Source organism: Paenibacillus sp. Paensp38 (assembly GCF_059491915.1).
In genome coordinates this window covers 529,349-549,384 of the sequence record NZ_CP168516.1, presented here as the reverse complement: position 1 = coordinate 549,384, position 20,036 = coordinate 529,349, and the positions used below count along the sequence as shown (strand labels likewise).

The following is a 20,036-nucleotide window of genomic DNA, read 5'->3' as shown; positions in this document are numbered from 1 at the left end:
CAAAGAAGCTCCAGACGACGATCATCCGCCGTTGGAGCCTCTTTGTGCAGCTAATTTAATTACTAATGGTTATTTTCCAGCCTGAGCTTGGTCGTGGGCATTCTGTTCAGTACGGTTCACGTCAGATACTGACAGACCATAAGCCCAGTTACTTTGTGGCGGTACAACCCATACGGTATCTGGATCATCTTTAAGCGTCCAGCCCTGATAGACCAGCTGGGAATCATCCTTACCCAGCGATACACTTAGCGTAAAGCGGTGGACAGGCTTGCTCAGCTCAGAGGCTTTGCGCAAGGCCTGACTGCTGGCCAGGTTTTTGATCTGCTGCGAGAGGGAAGTCGCCGTGTCGCTGGCTACTGACTTTCCGTTCAGCGTCCAAGATGTGGAGGCACTGTCTCCGGTCCCGCTGTTACCGGAGGATTTGAGCATCCATGAAGCATTTTGGCCTTCCCACTCTATTCCGCTCAGCTTGGTATCGTCCCAATCGAACGGCGTTGTATCTATAAAATCTTCAGCACCCAGCAATAACCCTGAAAGAGTATCTATAGGTACAGAAGCTATCTCTTTTTTGTCTGATAATACATAAACAGCATCTCCGGAAGGCAACGTTTCACCGAAAGCAAAGGTACGAACGTCACCCTGCTTGGTCTTAATCTCAATCTGATCATGGGTAGCGGAGATCCCATATTTGGCTACGTCTGTAGGGGAAGATTCCACCACTTCACCCAACTTTACATTTTGAATCGCCGCTAGCCAATGGTCTATTGTATATTGGTTTAGCGGGTAAGTCCGTGGCTTGCTCATACTCCATTGGCCATCATGTTGTTCTAGTTCCACCGACTTGCCGTCCTTTCCAGTGATTGCGAAAGACGTAATATTCTCTTGCGTAAGCTGAATCAGCTGACGAGCAGCCGGCGCTTGTTCATAAAAAAAGTTTTGGCTCTTTGCATAGATTATACCCGCTCCCAATACAACTAACAGCAGCACTGTGGGTATCCATTTTCTCATGCTCTTCTTCGCCTCCACCATAATAAGATTCCGATGACCGCGAACAGCAACGGCAATCCGATGACAGATATGGTCAATATCGTTTTCGCTTGTGCAGGAGTCAAGTAAGCTACCTTATAATCCTGCTCCTGACGAGGACGAATAGTGAGCCCATCAGAATGCTCCTGCACATAATTCAGACTGTTCAGCACAAAGTCTCGATTGCCTCCTGTGCCGATCTCAGTGTCGCTTAAGAGGGCAGACGTTCCGAGAATAACGGCTTTGGGCTTGCCGTCTTTCCCTTCTACCGCATAACCGAGATCCAGCGGCCCCTGCGGGTCCTTGTCATCCTTCTGTGTTTCGTTGTTCAGCAGACCTTGGATATTCGTTTCACCATAGCTAGCTCCAGAAGATTTCATCAAAAGCGTCGACTTCCAATCCTTCTGCTCTCCTGCCTGCAAAGCAATAGACAATGAAAGAACAGGGTACAGATTGGAAGCCGCCAACTTATCGGTGATCGCATGACTGCCGAAGGTAGGAACCGTCCATAGCGGTCCAAGTGTATTCGTCTGTTCTTGATCCACCACGATGGCATGAGTGTCCTTCACTCCATAATCAGCCGCTAATGCATCAAGGTTTTTCCAATCGGACCCCATGTTCGGGTGAAAGCCTAGTGCCATAAAAAGCTTTCCGCCACCATTCAGATACGTACGAATACTTTTCAGTTCTGTTGCACTGATATCACGTTCTGGTCCAACAATAGCCAATACAGACGCATCTTTGGGTACACTACCCGCCTGATTGAGCTGAACTTCCTCTGTTTTCACATTATCTTGTGACAGTGAGCTACTTAATTCAGTCATTTGGGACAATGGGATTTCCTCATGTCCAGTTAGAAAGGCCACTTTTCCTTGACGGGTAGATGATAATCCCAACAATCCACTCGTCAGCTTTTCTTCCCCCGTAAATTGGTATGCCCCTTCACCACTCCCCTGAGCTTGCGTAAATAGACTCCCAATATCTATAACCCGTTTCTTCTCCCCCTGCACCAACACAATAGACGCTGCAGTAACACCATATTGCTTGGCCAGTATCGGTTCCTGATTCAGATCGTATTGCTCGACCTTGAGCTTGCTGTTACGCTTGGCGTATTCATTCAGCATATCCGTAACATCCCGGTTCAGCTTCTGATTTTGCGAGGTGGATACGGTAAAGGCAATCAATCGTACGTCTTCCTTTACATCCTGGATGGTCGTCAACGTTTGGTCAGACAGCGTATACTGCTTCCCTGCCGTCAGATCCAGTTGAAAGCCACCCAGCGAACGCAGAAATAACGTCAATAAAATAAAAATCCCTACAGCAGCAATCGATAGTACCACACTATTGGTATGACCCAGCCATTTTTTCATATTCATTACCTCCACCGTTTCCGTTCAACCACTTGGATGCTGAATAGCAAAAAGAGTACCGCCACCGTCACGTAGTACATCACATCGGCTCCATTCAGCAATCCTTTGGTGAAACTGTCAAACCGTGCGGTTAGTGAAAAAGGTTCCAGCCATTGCTGTACCGCCGCAGATGCACCCGTCTGTCCACCAAACGAATCCAGCATCCAGAACACAAGTAAAATAATAAAACTGACGACCGCTGACATCATCTGATGCTGTGAAAGCGTCGAAGCGAATAAGCCGATCGCCATCATGGCTGCGCCAAGCATAAACAGACCGATCACAGATGTTAATACCAGCGTCCAATCCAGCGACCCATAAAAGGACATCACGACCGGATACGCTAGACTGCACAGCACTAATATGAGCAACATGCCCAACGACGCTAAAAATTTACCCACGATCATTTCCGTCACACTCACAGGTGAGGTAAGCAGCAGTTCATCCGTACCTTGCCTGAATTCCTCCGCAACCAGCCTCATCGTGAGCAATGGGACGACGAACACTAGCATGGACAAGGTGTCACCGAGTACCAGCCGATAGTCCAGAATGCTTGGCTGATACATCACAAAATTGGTATAAAAAAGTAACCCCGTCAGCAGCATGTACACTGCAAGCGCAAAATACGTTGTTGGTGTCCACAGATAGGCTTGCAGCTCTTTTTGACAGACCGCGAACAAACGCCTCATGACCGATTACCTCCTGTATCCTTATCTTCTTCAGTCTTATCATTGCTGGACGCAGCTTCTCCATGCTCCACCGTGATGGCCGTAGGGGCTGCATTCTTCGAGGAATGTAGGTCTTGTACTGCTGGATCGCCGACCTGACCTTCTTCCGTCTCGCGGGTCGTTAACTGCTGGAAGATATTTTCCAAGCTAAGGCTTTCTTTTTTCATCTCCAAAATCGGAAGCTTCGCATCAGACAGCACATAAAATAGTTCTTCGCGAAAATCCTCACCGGAGGCTCCTGTGAGTAGCAATCCGGTCAGTTCTGACTCTGCGGCACTTAGCTCCGTGTTCGCTGAAGGCAGCGTGGTCGCCATAGATTCAACCTCTACTTTTCCCCAAGTACGCAGGACATCCAGCACCTGCTCACGCTTGCCTTTAACCTCCACCTTCACCTTAAATCCATCTTCCATCGAACCGCCGAGCGCGTCAGGGCGCCCATCCATGACCAGTTTGCCTTCATGGATGATGAGAACACGATTGCATAACGCATCCACCTCAGGCAATATATGCGTGCTAAGCAATACCGTATGATTTTCGCCAATCTCCTGAATGAGCTGACGAATCTCCAAAATCTGATTGGGGTCCAAACCCGAGGTCGGTTCATCTAGCACCAGTAAATCCGGGTTATGAATAATCGCACCTGCCAGTCCCAAGCGCTGTTTATACCCTTTGGACAAACTGCGGACTAATTGTTTTTCCCGCCCATTCAGTCCCAGCCTGGACATCATCTCTGAAATACGCAGCTTCTGCTCTCTCGCAGGCACATCCCGAATACTAGCTACAAACTTTAAATAGGATCTTACGGACATATCCTCATACAAAGGGGGCGTCTCCGGCAGATAACCGATTTTGGAACGAGCTTGTCTGCCCTTATCCTGAATCGGGATACCATCAATCGTAATCACTCCCTCGTTGGGTTGAAGATACCCTGTAATCATGCGCATGGTTGTCGTTTTACCCGCACCATTCGGCCCCAGGAAACCAACAATTTCACCGCGCTGCATTTCAAAATCCAGCTTATGTACACCCCGGTTGCCTTCATACCACTTGCTTACCTGCTGCACTTTGAGCACATGTTCCACCCTTTCCTTTATCGTAATCTTCTCCCTGCTGCTCCCCTACTTCCCTCCCCCCAAAATGTTGCATGGGAAGCAGGTAGCAGCAAAGCGGGGGATTTGGAGCTGGAGAAGCGCCAGCGTTCGCCTTTGCCTTGGGATTTTCACCTTTATATGTCTTATTTGATCATAGAAAAATCCCACGGCAACAGCGATCGGAAGCCCAAAGCCTTCGCGAAGCGGTCTCCTCCCTGCTGTTCCCCTCCCCCAAAATGTTGCATGGGAAGCAGGTAGCAGCGAAGCGAAGGATTTGAAGCTGGAGAAGCGCTAGCGTTCGCCTTTGCTGTAGGATTCTTACCTTTATATGTCTTATCTAATCAAAGAAGAATCCTACTGCAACAGCGATCGGAAGCTCAAAGCCTTCGCGGAGCGGTCTCCTCGCACTTCATGCTACACTTTTAAATTCTAATGATACCCCCCCACATATAACTCCAGCTTAACGTCACTTAAATAGAAGCTTAAAATAATGTGTCTAAAATGTGAACATGGAAATGCGCATCTGCCCTCGTAAACTTGTACGGTTCGCCACGGCGTGGATTCGCATCTACTATCATTACAACGTGTGAAGGGAGTGTATAAAAAACGATGACCGTACTATTTACCAATCTAGTTAATAACGGCGACTTCGAGACTGGATCTACCCTTTTTTGGAACGCTGCAAATGTGACCGTCACTAACTTATCCGTAAAAAAGACAAACTTTTATAGTGCGATCCTGACAGGAGGCGCAGTAGATGCATCTCTTTCCCAGGTCGTTTTTGCTGCACCAGGCGAAAGCTATACATTAAGCCTCTCAGCTGCAAAAATAGGAAGCCTGTCCAGTCCTCAAGTTAACATTTTTCTGTATTACTATGACGCAACCTTTAGCTTCCTTAGCACGGGGCTGACTACCTATTTGAGCGCAGGCACATTGCCAGACGCTGTGAACGGAACATGGCAAAGCCTGTATGAAGTAACAGCTCCTGTTCCAGCCAACGCAGCCTTTGCCTTTTTGGTTATTAGTAAAAATGCCTTGGCTAACACTGCTGATGTAGCCATTGATTCTATTGCTCTTGTTAAAGCAAGTGCAGCTGGAGCTGTGGGCCCAGCCGGACCTGCCGGGCCTACGGGTGCTACAGGGCCTGCGGGTGCCACAGGCGCTACAGGCGTTAGCGGACCTGTCGGACCTACGGGTGCCACGGGTGACACTGGTGTTACCGGACCTGTTGGGCCTACGGGTGCCACGGGTGACACTGGTGTTACCGGACCTGTTGGGCCTACGGGCGCCACGGGCGACACCGGTGTTACCGGACCTGTTGGGCCTACGGGCGCCACGGGCGACACCGGTGTTACCGGACCTGTTGGGCCTACGGGTGCCACGGGCGATACAGGTGCTACTGGACCTGTCGGACCTACAGGCGCCACGGGTGATACAGGTGCTACTGGACCTGTCGGACCTACAGGGGCCACGGGTGACACTGGTGTTACCGGACCTGTCGGGCCTACGGGTGCCACGGGTGATACAGGTGCTACTGGACCTGTCGGACCTACAGGCGCCACGGGTGACACAGGTGTTACCGGACCTGTCGGGTCTACGGGTGCCACTGGCTTTACCGGACCTGCTGGACCTATCGGGCCTGTCGGACCTATTGGCGACACAGGCGCTACGGGACCCGCTGGACCAACAGGGCCGACTGGACCTACCGGACCGTTTGGCCTTGGATTTACTGGCCCGATTGGACCAACAGGAGACACTGGTCCACAAGGACCGATTGGACCTACCGGACCTACGGGGCCGACTGGACCTACAGGGCCTACCGGACTCTAACGTTCTTTTTTCTACCACATTATATTTAAGCGACGTACCATACCTTATCGACAAAGCCGCACAGCCCGTTTAGGCTTTGTCATCCTTGCCCTGCCGCGATTGCGGCAGGGCTTCTATAATCAGACCTCTTGATAAATAAAGCTTTATGTTCGACCTGAATCCTTAGAAGGTTCCCAAAGGAGTGGTACTCAATTGATCAGTATCAGCCTGTGCATGATCGTCAAAAATGACCAAAATACTATTGGCCGTTGCCTGGAATCGATCCATCCTATTGTGGATGAAATCAACATCGTGGACACGGGTTCACAGGATCAGACCATTGACATATGTCGCAACTTTACAGATCGAATTTTTCCATTTGAATGGGTAGATCATTTTGCCCTTGCACGTAACTATTCGTTTGAACAAGCTACGCAGGAATACATTCTCTGGCTGGATGCCGATGATATTTTGAAGGAACAGGACGCCGTCAAGCTGCTTGAGCTGAAGCAAACCCTTGATTCCTCAGCCACACCAATCGTGGATTCCGTGTCTATGAATTATCACTATGCCTTTGATGATCATGGCAATGTCACCCTACATTTTCGTCGAAACCGCTTAGTTAGAAGGTCAGCCGGGTTCCATTGGCACGGAGCCGTGCATGAGTACCTCGCCGTAAACGGGAATATTCAACATGCCGATATCGCCATAACTCACACTAGAACACACACGGTCTCTCCAGGACGAAACCTGCGAATCTATGAGAAATTGCTCGCCCAAGGTCATGCCTTCTCTCCTCGTGACCTCTACTATTACGCTAACGAGTTAAGAGACAATAAAAGATATGAGCAGGCTGTGCAGGTTTACCAGGATTTTCTGTATACTGGACAATGCTGGGCAGAGGACGCGATTAGTGCATGTAGCAAAATGGCTGATTGTCTACAACAGCTTGGCAAGCTGGAGCAAAGCATTACGGCGGCTCTCCATAGTTTGACCTTCGATACGCCCAGGGCTGATCTGTGCTGTCGGATGGGTCATTATTTTTTGCATAAAAATGAGATCTCCAAAGCTATTTACTGGTACGACATGGCTACCACTCTGAATCCTCCCGACACGATGGGCCCGGTACAAGACGCGTACCAAACGTGGTTTCCTCATATCCAGCTATGCATTTGCCATTTTCGGATGAAGGATTACACACGTGCGAATTGGCACAACGAGCAAGCTGCCATTTACATTCCCAACGACCCGTACGTCCTGCATAATCGACAGTTCTTCAGCTCAATCCTGAATCCTCCCCAATAAAAATGTCCCCCACACTCACCCCTTAATCTTTGAGTAAGTCAAAGGAGGAGCAAGCGGAATGCAACAATCGAATCGGTACAAAATAGCTGTCTATGCCATTAGCAAAAATGAAGCCCGATTCGCCAAACGCTGGATGCACACCATGCGTGAAGCCGATGTTGTCATTGTAGCGGACACCGGCTCTACAGACGATACTGTTTCCCTGCTACACGAAGCGGGTGCAGAGGTGCATCGTATAGAGGTAACTCCTTGGCGTTTTGACAAAGCTCGCAATGAGTCCCTACGGCTGGTCCCTGATGATATAGATATTTGTGTCTGTACGGATCTGGACGAAGTCTGGGAGGAGGGTTGGCGGTCGCGGCTGGAACGCAACTGGAAGGAAGGAACTACCCGGATGCTATATGCCTTTACACATGGACAGCCTGGGCAAGATACCGTTTATACATGGTTCTGGAAAGAAAAAATACACACTCGTCACGGGTACCGCTGGGTACGCCCAGTTCACGAGGTGCTTGAATATATCGGAGAGGGTAAAGAACGCAACATCCGATCAGACCAGCTCCGCTTGTATCATGATCCCGATCCGCACAAGTCCCGCAGCCAATACCTTCCACTGCTGGAGCAGTCTGTGCGCGAGTTTCCCGAGGATGACCGCAACATGCATTACTTGGGGCGGGAATATATGTATCATGGCCGTTGGGACGAGTGCATTGCTACGCTGCAACAACATCTTGCCATGCCGCAGGCACGCTGGGCAGATGAACGCAGTGCTTCGATGCGCTTTATTTCTAGAGCCTATAAAGCAAGTGAACAATGGCAAGAGGCAACACGTTGGTTATACCGGGCTATTGCGGAAGCACCGTATTTACGTGAACCTTACACGGAAATGGCTCAGCTGGCCTATCATACGCGGAACTGGCCCGCCGTCTATCATATGGTTGAAGAAGCGCTGCAAATTTCTACACGACCGGATACGTACATGCAAGAGGATTTTTGCTGGGACGCCACGCTGTATGATCTTGGTGCCCTCGCTTGCTACGAGTTAGGCCTTTTACACAAAGCATGTGAATTTGCGAAAGAAGCAACAGAACGCTCCCCGGAAGATTCTCGCCTCAGTCATAATTATGCGCTAATTCAATCCAGGCTTCCATAGAAACCCACACCCCGTCCTGTTGGTTGAATAACTTGGTATTAGAGCTTGTGGTTGGCAAAGGAGGTTATTGAGATCAAAGTTCTATTTACTTTTTATATACCCAGCGGCGGCGTAGAAACCTTGAACCGCCAGCGTTGTAAAGCGCTCATTCAGGACGGGATCGAATGTCATCTTCTCTATTATCAGCAGGGTACAGGGATGCAAAACCTGCACGGCGATATTCCAGTGTTCACGACTTCCTCTGAAGAAGAAATTCGAAAGCTGGTGGAGACTCATCGCTACGATGCAATTATCGTCTCTTCGGACTACCCTATGCTCCCCAGATTGCGAATGTTGGGCTATCAGGGGATATTGATCTATGAATCGCAGGGCTTTGGCCCTCACGAAGAAGCGGCTTGGGTTGTTGCAGATGCAGTTCCGTATCTTCAAAATTACGCCGATGCAGTGCTCCTACCAGATACGACTCATTTAGTGAATCTTTTCTCCACCATGTGTCCATGGCTTAATCGCTATGTGTTTCCAAACGTGCTGGATACCAGCGTATTTAATTATGTACCTAACACTCCTCCAACTAATCCGGTTATTGCCTGGGTTGGACGGCTAGAGCCCAACAAGAACTGGAGGCATTTTGTCGATATTTCTTACTGGATGCTGCAAAACCGTGCGGATCTTCGAATCTGGATGTTTTATGATGAAACATTGTCACAGCCGGAGGATAAAATACAATTCGAAAAAATGCTTACTCAGCTTGGCATGTCCTCCATTATCGAGCGTTTTAAAAGCGTACCTCATGCCAATATGCCCCTGTATTACTCCATGATTGGCGACTCAGGCGGCTACTTGCTATCGACCTCATTGGTGGAGGGATTCGGCTATGCAGTTGCTGAGGCGATGGCCTGTCGTTGCCCGGTATTAAGCTCTGATTCAGACGGAGTACGAGCATTCATTGACCACAACGAAACCGGTAAATTTTATCAGCAGGGGGACATCTTGCAGGCGATACTGCAAGGACTAGACCTGATGAACAACGTACCTCAACGCGAATCTATCCGCAAGAAAGGACTGGCGCGAATCGTTAACCTGTTGGCACCGGATAAATATGTGCGTTCCTTCAGACAGATGATGAACACGCTAGGTGTGAGGTAATTAAAAAAAAAGCTGACGACAACCCTTTTTATATACGGGGCATCGTCAGCTTTATCTTGCCTTTTTTATTATTGAATATTGGAATTGGAATCTATCTAATCTTTAGTAAGCGGTCTCCTGCATGAATATCCTTGGAATCTTCAACTAAAATATCCGTGTACACGGCTGTATTGGTTACAATGACGGATGTGGTAATATCATATCCGTCATCCTCTATAGCTTTGGGATCGAATTCAATCAGCTTGTCCCCTTTTTGAATCGTATCTCCTTCAGACACAAAGGAAGTGAAATGTTTTCCCTTCAAGCTGACCGTATTAATTCCAATGTGAATGAGCAGTTCAACTCCATCCTCAGAGATCAGTCCAATCGCATGTTTTGTTTTGAAAACGGTAACAACAGTTCCGTTAAAAGGTGCGTAAGCTACTCCTTCTCGGGGGATAATTGCGGCTCCCTGACCCATCGCACCACTGGAGAAAGCTTCATCTTTCACTGTGGTTAAAGGAATCAATTGACCATGTAGAGGACTGAATATCGTTTTTTCTTCTTCTTTGTTTTCATCTGCAACCTTAATTTCAGACGCAGATTGTGCATTTTTATAACCGATAAGATAGGTCAGAATAAATGCGACTACAAAAGCTACAACCAAAGATATAATAAAGCCGATGAAGCCTGCATCCATGCCTTTTGGATTAATGAATAGAGGTATACCAAAAATACCGCCTGAGGCAAATCCATATGCCGTTGAGCCGAGTAAGCCTGCTGCAGCTCCTCCTATACCTCCAGCAATCGAGGCTAAAATAAACGGTTTTTTGGTGGGGAGCGTAACCCCGTAAATAGCTGGTTCAGTAACCCCCATCAAACCCGCAATTGTGGCAGAAGTGGCGATGGGTTTTAATTTAGGGTCCCGTGATTTCAAAGCAATGGCAAAAGCTGCACCTGTTTGGGCAAACGTAGTACAGAACAACATACCGTTAATCGGATCAAACCCGTTCGTAACTACATTATTCAAGAGAATTGGAATAAACGCCCAATGGAGACCAAAGATAATAATAGCCTGCCAGAATCCGGCCAGAACGAGACCAGCTACAGCCGGACTTAACTGGTAAATCCACATAGAGCCTTTGGCTAACCCATCGCTGATAATAGTTGCGATCGGTCCGACAACCAGAAAAACAATCGGTGATATGATGACCAAGGTCAGAAAAGGAACAATGAACATTTTAATGGAAGCAGGTGCAAACTTGCTTATCATTTTTTCGACCTTAGCTGCCAAGAACGCCCCAATAATGATAGGTATAACAGAAGAAGTATAATTAATTAGAACGACAGGTATGGTCAAAAAGGACAGCGCCGTTTTATCCGTAAAGGCCGAAGTAATGGTCGGATACACCAAGGCGGCCCCCAAAACAGCGGACAGGTACGGGTTTCCTCCAAACTTTTTACCTGCTGAAAACCCTAGAATAACCGGAAAGAAATAAAACATAGCGTCCGCTGTCGCATATAAAATTTTATACGTGCCCATCTGATCCGTCATCCAGCCCAGGGATGTGCATAAGGCCAATAGTCCTTTTAGAATCCCCACAGCAGCGAGCACACCCACAACGGGCATGAACACACCTGAAATGACATCGACAAATCGACTGAATAGGCTCGCTTTTTCATTTTTTTGATCGTCTTCAACCATCTGATCTCCATGCTTTACTCCCATGGTGTCCAAAAGAGCTTCGTATACTTTGGGAACCTCATTCCCGATGACCACCTGAAATTGGCCACCACTTTCTACAACGGTAATGACACCGTCAATCTGCTTGATCTTTTCTTTATCTGGCAATTGATTATCCTTCAGTTTGAATCTCAATCGAGTGACACAGTGAATGACACTGTTCACATTTTCATTTCCGCCCACGGCTCTCAACACTTCTTTGGCTGTTTTTTTATGATCCATCATGTTCACTCCTTCTTGGATGCGCTTTCTATTTTTCTATTCGTAGTAGCTGGATGTGCAATAACTGCGACAATTACGGCACTAATCCCGCCTGTAAGTTTTCCCACGATCATGGCAATCACCATATTCTTGTCCATTCCAGCTACAAAGCCAAGATGTCCTCCGAGAACGAAAGATCCACTGACAGCAAAGGCAATACTGATCACTTTTCCTCTGGGCTCCATCTCTTTAACTAAAGTGAAGGTAGGAATATTATGAGCAAGACTAGCCACAAGACCCGCAGTAGCCGATGGATCTATGTTTAGCAAACGTCCTGCCCGTTGAAGCGGATTTTTAAATATTTTTGTAATCCAAGCAACCAACGGAAACGCACCAGCCAATACAATAGCAATCGTTCCAACCGTTTGCACACCGACAGACAACGGAGCCATATTGGGAATAATCACAAATCCAGTTAAGGTTTCGACCCCAATCGCTGCCAAACCGACAAGGGATAGAAGCCTAATGCCGTTACCAAACCACTTGAACCATCGGATCGTATACTCCGTAAATAGACGTAAACCCAGCATAATGATTATTGAAAGAAGCATGGGAATGATCAGATTTTTTAAAATCATAATCACGTCAAATCCGGCGATCATTCCCCCTATGAAACAGCCAACGGGAATGGTACTAATACCGATCAAGATACCTTTTGCAAAATATGGATGATCCCCTTTTTCCAAAATGCCGAGGGCAACCGGAATCGTAAATACGAGCGTTGGGCCAAACATGGTCCCTAGAAAAACCCATGAAAACACGCCCGCTTGCTGGCTGTGCGCCATTTCTGCCGCAAGTGCGTATCCCCCCATATCTACCGCCAATATCGTATTAGCAAAGGATGCCGGATCGGCACCCATTGCCACATATAACGGTGAAACAATGGGGATCAACCACGCGGCCAGTACAGGGGCCAAGGAAACAATCCCTATCATGACCAGAGCAAGAGAGCCCATGGTCATAAACCCATTGTTGAAGGCTTGTCCCAAACCCCAGCGATTTCCCAAACATTGATCCAATGCACCCAACACTAAAAAAAGAGCGATAACATACATCACAATATCGTTAATGGACATCCTGTTGCCTCTTAATACACATGAACTTTATGATTTTCTGCGCTGTCATAGGTGTCGAATACAAGCTGAAGGGTCTTGATATTGTCGTGACCACTCGTTTGAAATTCTTTTCCCGTGTTGAGGCAATCTATAAAATGAGCCTGTAGCTTTTTATGGCTTTCCTCATAGTTTAATTCAGTCTTTTCAACCAATACTTTTTCGACTCCCTGATTATTAATGAGACATAATTTACCTGTGTTGTACAGTTTTAGGGTAGCCTCATCGCCTTCAATCACCAGTTGTTCTTTATGATCGGGAAGAACCTGTTCCGACAGCTGCCCATCCAGTTCCCTGCGAGTCGCCCAGCTCATGTCCATAAGACCGAAATAATGTTCATAACCTAACATGATAATGCCCGTGTCTTCTCCTTGTGTGTATGGACTGACCCGCTTGGTTTCCGCATACAAACGCCGAGGTTCACCGAATAAGAAACGCCAAGTATCCAGCCAATGAACTCCCATTTCATAAAACAAAAGCTTGGGCATATCTCTGAAAAATGGCTGCGGCAGCTCTTTTTCCGGAGCAAACCTCGGTGAATAAAAATCGGTATGCGTATAACGTATAACATTCATATTTCCAACGATATTCTCTGCCAGCAATTTTTTTATAATTTGAAAAGGTTCAAGCCAACGCCAATTTTCTGTCACCATAAGTCTGACTCCTGCTGCTTCAGCAATACTTACTATCTGCTCAGCTTCCTCAACAGAACGGGCAAAAGGTTTTTGGCACATAATATGTTTTCCGGCTGCGGCCGCCAGTCGAACCAGTTCCAGATGTGTCTCAGGAGGTGTAATGATGTCCACGACATCAATATCCGCTTCGCTTAGCATCTCCTCCAGGCTGGTATAACAATATTCAGTAGGGACATGGAATTGATCTGCTTTTTCAAAAAGTAAGCCTTTATTTCGATCACAAAATCCTTTGATTTCTGCATCCGAGATAAACTGCCATGCTTTGATATGTTTCTCCGACCAATATCCCGTTCCAATAACGCCGATTTTCCACATGTTGCTTCACTCCATCCACATTCTTCTCTGTTTTTATTTCGTTCCGATGATTACAACATCACTTTCAAAGCTGTGCATGTCTAGCACCGATTGATCCTTTTGGACGGACACGTCGGTTTGAGCAAACCGCTTCCCGGCTAAATCAATCGTTGTAAACTTGTATTCCTGCACGTTGATACTTAGTCGTACCTTTGTGTTAACCGGGACATACAACACAATGGTATTCTCGTTCCCCGCAGCTCTGATTTCCTCTGTCTTGTTTAAAACAATATCCAACGGCTTTACGCCAATCAGGTTGTACATTTCAAACAGATATTTAATAAAGGAATAATCCCATGCGCCCTCAAATTGCAATGCAGTTCTCCAATCATAGGGACTATCGAATCCTTCCCCTTCTACAATGCCGAATTTCTTTCCTTTCTTGTGCCAGCTCCAAATGCCATGCGCTCCGTAGGTAATGCCCGCACCCCCGCCTGCAAGGAGGCTTTGCCATGCCGCTTTTCTGGCATCCAGTGCTGTGTATCTGCCATACACATTGCGGCTGTAACTAATTTGTTCATAACATGGCTCTCCATTAATGACAGGCCGTATATCCGGCTTATAATAGAAATGTTGAGCAATCTCATGGGCTACATGTTGGAACTCGGAATTATGTCCTGATTGATACATATAGAATCCAAGACCCTGGTGTTTCTCAAAGGCTGGAGGAATTTCTCTCAATCTTCCTTGAATATGCAGCGTAGTTAAGCTTGCAGGGCTTAATTGTTGTACAATATCCAGTGCTTTTAAATAATAGGAATTGGCACGTTCGGTCGGAAAATCACTATCCCCGCTAATCAGAAAAATAGGATCAAATGGAGAAAAACGGTTTACCACGTACGTTACATAGGGTTCAACGCATTCAAACGGCATTTTATTACCTTTTTGGAACATCTCAGCCCATGTATCCGGCACATAGTTACACCACAACAGAACCAGTGCTGGAACAAATCCACGCTCTGTAGCCATCTTCAACATGATTTCTGCCCGGTCAAAATAAGCTTCGTTTAATGTATGGTAGTCGAAATCCCCATTTTCCATTAATGCAAACGGCTGTAGATTCAGATCCGATTCACTTGCGTCCCATTGTCGGAGTATGTTGATTTGCAACACATTGAAACCTTGCATCTTCCGATAGTCAAGATAATCGCTCCACTCCTCTATCGTCGCGTTGGTAAATACACTCCACACCGTATCTGCCAAATAAAAAAAAGGTTTTTCCTCTTTGGTAAAACTTCTTTGATTTTCAGCCATGTTTAAACTCAAATGAATCACCGTTCCTCTCTTGCTGTATGCGCAAAATTCTCTAAACAAAACTAAATAAAAAACTAAACTTATGTGTTTTTTACGTGAAATAAACTAAATTAGAGCGCTTTACACTTGAATATTAACATTATAAATTATAAAAGGTCAACAAATTTTTACTTTTAGTTATTTAGTTTAGTTTAGTTTATAAGCTAAACTTTCTTGCTGAGTAATGATATAATTTATGTAGTTTAGTTCAATAGGGGGTTCCACATTGAAAATTGATGATATTGCAAGGCTTGCAGGTGTTTCTAAATCTGCTGTTTCTCTTGCTTTTAATAACAAACCCGGAGTCAGTGAAGAAACCAAGGAGCACATTCTAAAAATAGCCCAAGAGCATGGATATAAACCACGCACCATGAAGACAAACAAGGAAGCCATTAAAAATCATCATGTGATTCGTTTTGTGGCCTGTAAAAATACAGACATCGTAACAGAGCACTATGATTCACTTCCATTTTTTAACGAATTAATTCATCATATTACCAATCAGGTGAGAGAACATGGAAACACCTTGATTTTTTCGTCTTTTGATAGCCATAGCCTCGAAGAAGAATTATCTACTTTGGAAAAAGATCAGCCCTCTTCAGGCATACTTCTACTTGGCACCAATTTAACTTCCGAGATTATTCATTCCATACAATCCATTCATTCCAATATTGTTATTTTGGATACTTGCTTTGAACACGTCGATGCCAGTTTCGTATCTATTAATAACTATCTCGGTGGGTATCAGGCAGGCCAATATTTAATTCAGTCAGGACACAGAAAGATAGGATACGTACAATCCAGTACCAGAATTCTGAACTTTAAAAAACGAAAGGAAGGGTTTATGGCGGCTTTAGAGGAGCACAATCTTTCCATAGAAAATGGGCTTACATTTGATATGCATCCCATGCTTGTGATGTCACAGGACGCATTTAGAACAGCTATTCATGAATTGGACGAGCTACCTTCGGCCCTATTTTGCGAAAATGATTATATGGCGATCAGTGCCATTAAAACGTTTCAGGAAATGAACATTCGAGTGCCTGAACAAATTTCCATCATGGGCTTTGATAATATACATGAAGCGAAGGTCATTAGCCCGGAACTCACAACCATTCATGTGAAAAAGGATATTTTGGCCCGAACGGCTGTAAACTTGCTTATGGAGAGGCTTAACCATCATCAGGGGCATCATACTCAGGTTCTTGTGAATACAGAGGTTATTGAAAGAAGGTCTTGTTTAGTCACAGAATGACCTATGGTTATTGGTTTATTATTGCTTGCTCTCTCTATGATTTTAGAATAAAGCCGCCATATTGGCGGCCTTTTCTATTATCGGATTCCATATTGGACATTTTCAATTTCTCGTCATTCGTTGAAATCTTCCTCTGTCAAATCCATATTTACGCTCGCAGCAGTTCGACTGCCGTCGGCCGCGGCAAAAATCAACTGAGAAGGCATGAAGTACGATGAATCCCCAGCAGCATATACACCAGGTATGGAGGTTCTCCCCGCTTCATCCGTCTTGATCCCGCCCGACTCCGTTCTTTCACAGCCCAAATGTTCTCCAAACGGTGCACTTTGTACAAACTGGGGAGTCACGAAGCCGCCGATCCTCGGGACTTGAGTGCCATCCGTAAAGCGCACGTGCTCAAGCTTTCCATTGTGGCCGATGAACGCCGCAACAGGTTGCTCTATTACTACTATCCCCTTGGATTGAAGCCGTTCTTTTTGCTCGTCCGACAGGGATGCATGACCGTTCGTACAGACGATCAAATCCTTGCTCCAATTAAGGAGTAGTTTGGCTGTATGAAATATAGCCGCCGATTCAGAGACAAGGACAAGCGGTTGATCCCGCAGCTCCCAACCGTCGCAATAAGGGCAATTAAACAAACTTTTCCCGTATAACGGATAAAAACCTTCGATCTTGGGGAATATCTCCTTCACGCCCGTCGCTAATATCAATTTTCGCGCTTGAACGCGAAGGCCTGACGAATCAAACCCCTCAAATCCGGATACGTTTTTCATAATCGAAACAACCTCGGTTTGCAAATGATGAACAGACGGATAACGCAGCACTTCCTCATAAGCTACACGGCGGAACTCAGATGGCGTTACGCCATCTCTTGTAATAAAACCGTGCGACGCATGCGTAACCGCATTTCTGGGCCGATTATTATCAATCAAGGCCACACTTCTCCTTGCCCTGCCCAGCACGAGGGCTGCATTCAACCCAGCAGGCCCTCCGCCAATAATAGCGCAATCGTATAGCATAACACCCAACTCCTTTTAAAAGATATTAAAGACTCTTTATGTCTGCGATAGAACCAAAAAAACACCGTTTTACATAACTGGCAACCACCCTCTTTCTATATAAAATCGCTCACTTTACACTTGTGCTTGCTTTTGCGCCAAATCGACCAATTTCGTATTTTTTAGATGTCGTTCCATTTTCTCCTCTGCTTCCCTCATTACAGCTTGAATCAGGCACTCAGAACCGTGGACGAAATCACATTCAAACAAAGAATTCGTACCTTCAATGGCATGGATAATATCCAAAAAAGTAATATCATCTTTATGACGGGATAGGCGATAACCTCCATTGGCTCCAGAAACGGATTCGATCATTCCAGCCTTCACAAGCCTCGTCAAAATTTTTGAGAGATAAGTTGGTGAAACATTTTGGGATTCAGCCAGTTGCTGAACACCTACCGGCTTAACCGACGAATCAGTAACGAGCATGAGCATAGTGTGCAGAGCATAATTCGTTGCTTTTGTAAATTTCATAACTACACCTCAATCAAAGACTTATTGTATCTACTATATCGCCGAATCTGCGAGTGTGTCAAGATCATCTAGGATTCACGCTGTTGTCAACCCTTCTTTTGGTTACGCTCTAACCGTTGTATACTGTTCATCAGAAACAGCTAAGAGAGGGGGCTCGTTGTGCGTATTTTTGATATTCTTCGTATATTGGTTGCTGAACAGATGGTCAAAGGAGCACACTTGGCAATTGCATTGAAGGTATCTTCTCGAACGATACGAACGGATTTAAAGGAATTGGGTGCGCTGTTGTCGAAGCATGGAGCAGCAGTTAAACCCCTTAAAGGAACAGGCTACAAGCTAGAGATTCGGGACGAACAAGCATTTCATCATCTGCTGAAGCAATTAAAGGATGATGAAAATAATGGGCCCTATCCATTAGCGAGTTCTTCTGAAGCTAGAAATCGTTTTTTAATGAAAAAGCTATTGCTTACCAATGCATATGTCAAACTTGATGATTTAGCCGAGATCCTGTATGTTAGTCGATCCACTTTACAGAATGACCTCAAAGAACTGCGCAAGCTGCTGGCAACTTACGGACTATCTCTGGAGAATAAACCCTATCATGGTATTCGAGTCAAAGGGAATGAGGCCAAGCTGCGTTATTGCATTTCCGACTATATATTCAGTAGGACAGATGAAATAGGCGAGCAGCAGATGTCCCACCCTCCTCTGATCTCTAACGAAGAGATGGAATTCATAAGAGAAGTGATTCTGGATCGTATTGAGATCCATGATATTCAGTTATCGGACATTGCCCTGAACAATCTGGTCATTCATATTGCTATAGCATGTAAGCGAATTCGTGAAGAAAGGTATGTGTCGTATTATCCGCAAGAGATGAAAAAAATCGAAGCGCAAAAAGAGTTTAGGGTGGCGACTGAGATCGTATCCGCCTTGGAACAAAACATGAAGCCCTCCTTTCCACTTGTTGAAGTTGCGTACATTGCTGTTCACCTGTTGGGTGTAAGGACCGTCGTTAGTGCACGTATGGATGAAGTGGAGATTAAAAAGATCATTGATAAAGATATCTACGAACTGACTATCGAAATACTAGACCAAATTGATCAGCAGTTGAAGATGAACATTCAACACGATCAAGAATTGCTGATTGCATTTTGCCTTCACCTCAAACCAGTGATCAACCGTTATCAATACGGAATGAATTTGCGTAATCCTATGCTGGATGAAATCAAAGCCAATTACCCGCTTGCCTTTGAAGCAGGTATCATTGCTGCGGAGGTCATCAAGCAGCGGCTTCATATACACATCGAGGAAAATGAAATTGGATATTTAGCCATTCATATCGGAGTCGCGATGGAAAGAAAGAAAATGGAGGATGCACCCAAAAGATGTATGATCGTATGTGCTTCTGGACTCGGCAGTGCTAAGCTGCTGTATTATAAGCTTCAATCGGTCTTCGGTTCAAGGTTGGATATCGTGGGAACCACTGAACTTTATAAGCTGAAACAAATGCCGTTGGATACACTGGACTTTGTCATTAGCACGATCCCTATTTCAGAACCGCTTTCTATCCCTATGATCCATGTGAGTACATTTTTGGGCAGTTCTGATATTACTAAAATTGAACAAGCCATTTCTGAGGTCAGACTTCCTGCTGTGCAGTATGTACGAAAAAAATTGGTCTTTCTTCAGCAGAAGTTTGAGAACAAACTCCAAGTGCTTGAATTTATAGCCGAAAAAATACACGAAGCAGATCTTGTAAAAGGCCCCCTGCTGCAATCGGTAATAGAGCGTGAAGCCGTTTCCCCCACTTCATTTGGCAACTTGGTCGCGATCCCGCATCCGATGGAACCTTTCGCAGATTCCACATTTTGGGCCATCTGTACATTACAAAAAGCAATCGATTGGGATGGCAAGCCGGTACAGTTTATTTGTATGCTCTGTATACAGCGTACGAAATCAGAAGATTTACAGACTATGTATCATATCTTGCTTGAAATTTTAAATAATGAACAGCTCGTCCAGCAGCTTATTCGCTGCAAAACGTATACAGAATTCATAGAAGTGTTGCATAAAAATAGTTGAACATAAGGAGTATGAAGAACGATTGATTTCCGTTAAGAAGAGGAAATAATGTGTGTTAT

The 20,036-nt window shown here is 45.7% G+C and carries 15 protein-coding genes and 1 pseudogene; 6 read left to right on the top strand and 10 right to left on the bottom strand.

What is annotated here, in order from left to right; translation table 11 throughout:
• Positions 1 to 69: 69 nt before the first annotated feature.
• From ACEN8J_RS02590 to ACEN8J_RS02575, 4 genes are read right to left on the bottom strand one after another with little or no spacing between them, the layout of a single operon-like run.
• Positions 70 to 1,008, bottom strand: a complete 939-nt coding sequence (locus tag ACEN8J_RS02590) for a DUF4340 domain-containing protein (protein WP_069011012.1) — start codon at positions 1,006 to 1,008, stop codon at positions 70 to 72.
• Positions 1,005 to 2,396: a GldG family protein gene (locus ACEN8J_RS02585; RefSeq protein ID WP_318628031.1), complete on the bottom strand. Its 1,392-nt coding sequence runs from the start codon at positions 2,394 to 2,396 to the stop codon at positions 1,005 to 1,007. Before ACEN8J_RS02585 ends, ACEN8J_RS02590 begins: the two co-directional genes overlap by 4 nt.
• 5 nt (positions 2,397 to 2,401) lie before the next feature.
• Complete coding sequence (locus ACEN8J_RS02580; RefSeq protein WP_029518315.1) at positions 2,402 to 3,124, bottom strand: ABC transporter permease; 723 nt, start codon at positions 3,122 to 3,124, stop codon at positions 2,402 to 2,404.
• Positions 3,121 to 4,236 (bottom strand): ABC transporter ATP-binding protein, encoded by a 1,116-nt coding sequence (locus ACEN8J_RS02575; RefSeq protein WP_318628030.1) that lies wholly within the window; start codon positions 4,234 to 4,236, stop codon positions 3,121 to 3,123. Before ACEN8J_RS02575 ends, ACEN8J_RS02580 begins: the two co-directional genes overlap by 4 nt.
• A gap of 627 nt (positions 4,237 to 4,863) precedes the next feature.
• Here ACEN8J_RS02575 and ACEN8J_RS02570 point away from each other — a divergent pair.
• The 4 genes and pseudogenes from ACEN8J_RS02570 to ACEN8J_RS02555 all read left to right on the top strand — a co-directional run.
• Positions 4,864 to 6,078: pseudogene (locus tag ACEN8J_RS02570) on the top strand (NTTRR-F1 domain); the annotation flags it as partial.
• 198 nt (positions 6,079 to 6,276) lie between these two features.
• On the top strand, positions 6,277 to 7,368 hold the full coding sequence (locus ACEN8J_RS02565; protein ID WP_495594218.1) for a glycosyltransferase family 2 protein: 1,092 nt from the start codon (positions 6,277 to 6,279) through the stop codon (positions 7,366 to 7,368).
• 58 nt (positions 7,369 to 7,426) lie between these two features.
• Positions 7,427 to 8,521, top strand: coding sequence for a tetratricopeptide repeat-containing glycosyltransferase (locus ACEN8J_RS02560; protein ID WP_069012658.1), 1,095 nt, complete (start codon positions 7,427 to 7,429; stop codon positions 8,519 to 8,521).
• A 51-nt stretch (positions 8,522 to 8,572) separates the two neighbouring features.
• The gene (locus ACEN8J_RS02555) at positions 8,573 to 9,667 is read left to right on the top strand and encodes a glycosyltransferase family 4 protein (RefSeq protein ID WP_029518310.1); all 1,095 of its coding nucleotides are present in this window, start codon (positions 8,573 to 8,575) and stop codon (positions 9,665 to 9,667) included.
• A 91-nt stretch (positions 9,668 to 9,758) separates the two neighbouring features.
• Here ACEN8J_RS02555 and ACEN8J_RS02550 read toward each other — a convergent pair whose 3' ends face one another.
• The 4 genes from ACEN8J_RS02550 to ACEN8J_RS02535 are packed head-to-tail and all read right to left on the bottom strand — an operon-like array spanning position 9,759 to position 15,087.
• Positions 9,759 to 11,612 (bottom strand): beta-glucoside-specific PTS transporter subunit IIABC, encoded by a 1,854-nt coding sequence (locus tag ACEN8J_RS02550; RefSeq protein WP_029518309.1) that lies wholly within the window; start codon positions 11,610 to 11,612, stop codon positions 9,759 to 9,761.
• A gap of 5 nt (positions 11,613 to 11,617) precedes the next feature.
• On the bottom strand, positions 11,618 to 12,727 hold the full coding sequence (eutH, locus tag ACEN8J_RS02545; RefSeq protein ID WP_029518308.1) for an ethanolamine utilization protein EutH: 1,110 nt from the start codon (positions 12,725 to 12,727) through the stop codon (positions 11,618 to 11,620).
• Positions 12,728 to 12,738: 11 nt separating this feature from the next.
• Entirely contained in the window at positions 12,739 to 13,773 is a 1,035-nt protein-coding gene (locus ACEN8J_RS02540) for a Gfo/Idh/MocA family protein (protein ID WP_029518307.1), read from the bottom strand.
• A gap of 33 nt (positions 13,774 to 13,806) precedes the next feature.
• Positions 13,807 to 15,087, bottom strand: a complete 1,281-nt coding sequence (locus ACEN8J_RS02535) for a glycoside hydrolase family 140 protein (protein WP_069012657.1) — start codon at positions 15,085 to 15,087, stop codon at positions 13,807 to 13,809.
• 244 nt (positions 15,088 to 15,331) lie between these two features.
• On the opposite strand from ACEN8J_RS02535, the gene ACEN8J_RS02530 reads away from it, so the two are divergent.
• Positions 15,332 to 16,360, top strand: coding sequence for a LacI family DNA-binding transcriptional regulator (locus ACEN8J_RS02530; protein WP_029518305.1), 1,029 nt, complete (start codon positions 15,332 to 15,334; stop codon positions 16,358 to 16,360).
• Between the two features lie 113 nt (positions 16,361 to 16,473).
• Here ACEN8J_RS02530 and ACEN8J_RS02525 read toward each other — a convergent pair whose 3' ends face one another.
• Together ACEN8J_RS02525 and ACEN8J_RS02520 are read right to left on the bottom strand one after the other, a co-directional pair.
• Positions 16,474 to 17,379, bottom strand: a complete 906-nt coding sequence (locus ACEN8J_RS02525) for an NAD(P)/FAD-dependent oxidoreductase (protein ID WP_029518304.1) — start codon at positions 17,377 to 17,379, stop codon at positions 16,474 to 16,476.
• 114 nt (positions 17,380 to 17,493) lie between these two features.
• Entirely contained in the window at positions 17,494 to 17,892 is a 399-nt protein-coding gene (locus tag ACEN8J_RS02520; RefSeq protein WP_029518303.1) for an Rrf2 family transcriptional regulator, read from the bottom strand.
• A gap of 159 nt (positions 17,893 to 18,051) precedes the next feature.
• Here ACEN8J_RS02520 and ACEN8J_RS02515 point away from each other — a divergent pair, with 159 nt between their 5' ends.
• Complete coding sequence (locus tag ACEN8J_RS02515) at positions 18,052 to 19,977, top strand: BglG family transcription antiterminator (RefSeq protein ID WP_029518302.1); 1,926 nt, start codon at positions 18,052 to 18,054, stop codon at positions 19,975 to 19,977.
• The last annotated feature ends 59 nt before the right edge of the window (positions 19,978 to 20,036 follow it).

Coding starts and splice junctions, on each gene's coding strand:
- ACEN8J_RS02590 (WP_069011012.1), bottom strand. CDS start 1,008: ATGAGAAAATGGATACCCACAGTGCTGCTGTTAGTTGTATTGGGAGCG.
- ACEN8J_RS02585 (WP_318628031.1), bottom strand. CDS start 2,396: ATGAAAAAATGGCTGGGTCATACCAATAGTGTGGTACTATCGATTGCT.
- ACEN8J_RS02580 (WP_029518315.1), bottom strand. CDS start 3,124: ATGAGGCGTTTGTTCGCGGTCTGTCAAAAAGAGCTGCAAGCCTATCTG.
- ACEN8J_RS02560 (WP_069012658.1), top strand. CDS start 7,427: ATGCAACAATCGAATCGGTACAAAATAGCTGTCTATGCCATTAGCAAA.
- ACEN8J_RS02550 (WP_029518309.1), bottom strand. CDS start 11,612: ATGGATCATAAAAAAACAGCCAAAGAAGTGTTGAGAGCCGTGGGCGGA.
- eutH (WP_029518308.1), bottom strand. CDS start 12,727: ATGTCCATTAACGATATTGTGATGTATGTTATCGCTCTTTTTTTAGTG.
- ACEN8J_RS02540 (WP_029518307.1), bottom strand. CDS start 13,773: ATGTGGAAAATCGGCGTTATTGGAACGGGATATTGGTCGGAGAAACAT.
- ACEN8J_RS02525 (WP_029518304.1), bottom strand. CDS start 17,379: ATGCTATACGATTGCGCTATTATTGGCGGAGGGCCTGCTGGGTTGAAT.
- ACEN8J_RS02520 (WP_029518303.1), bottom strand. CDS start 17,892: ATGAAATTTACAAAAGCAACGAATTATGCTCTGCACACTATGCTCATG.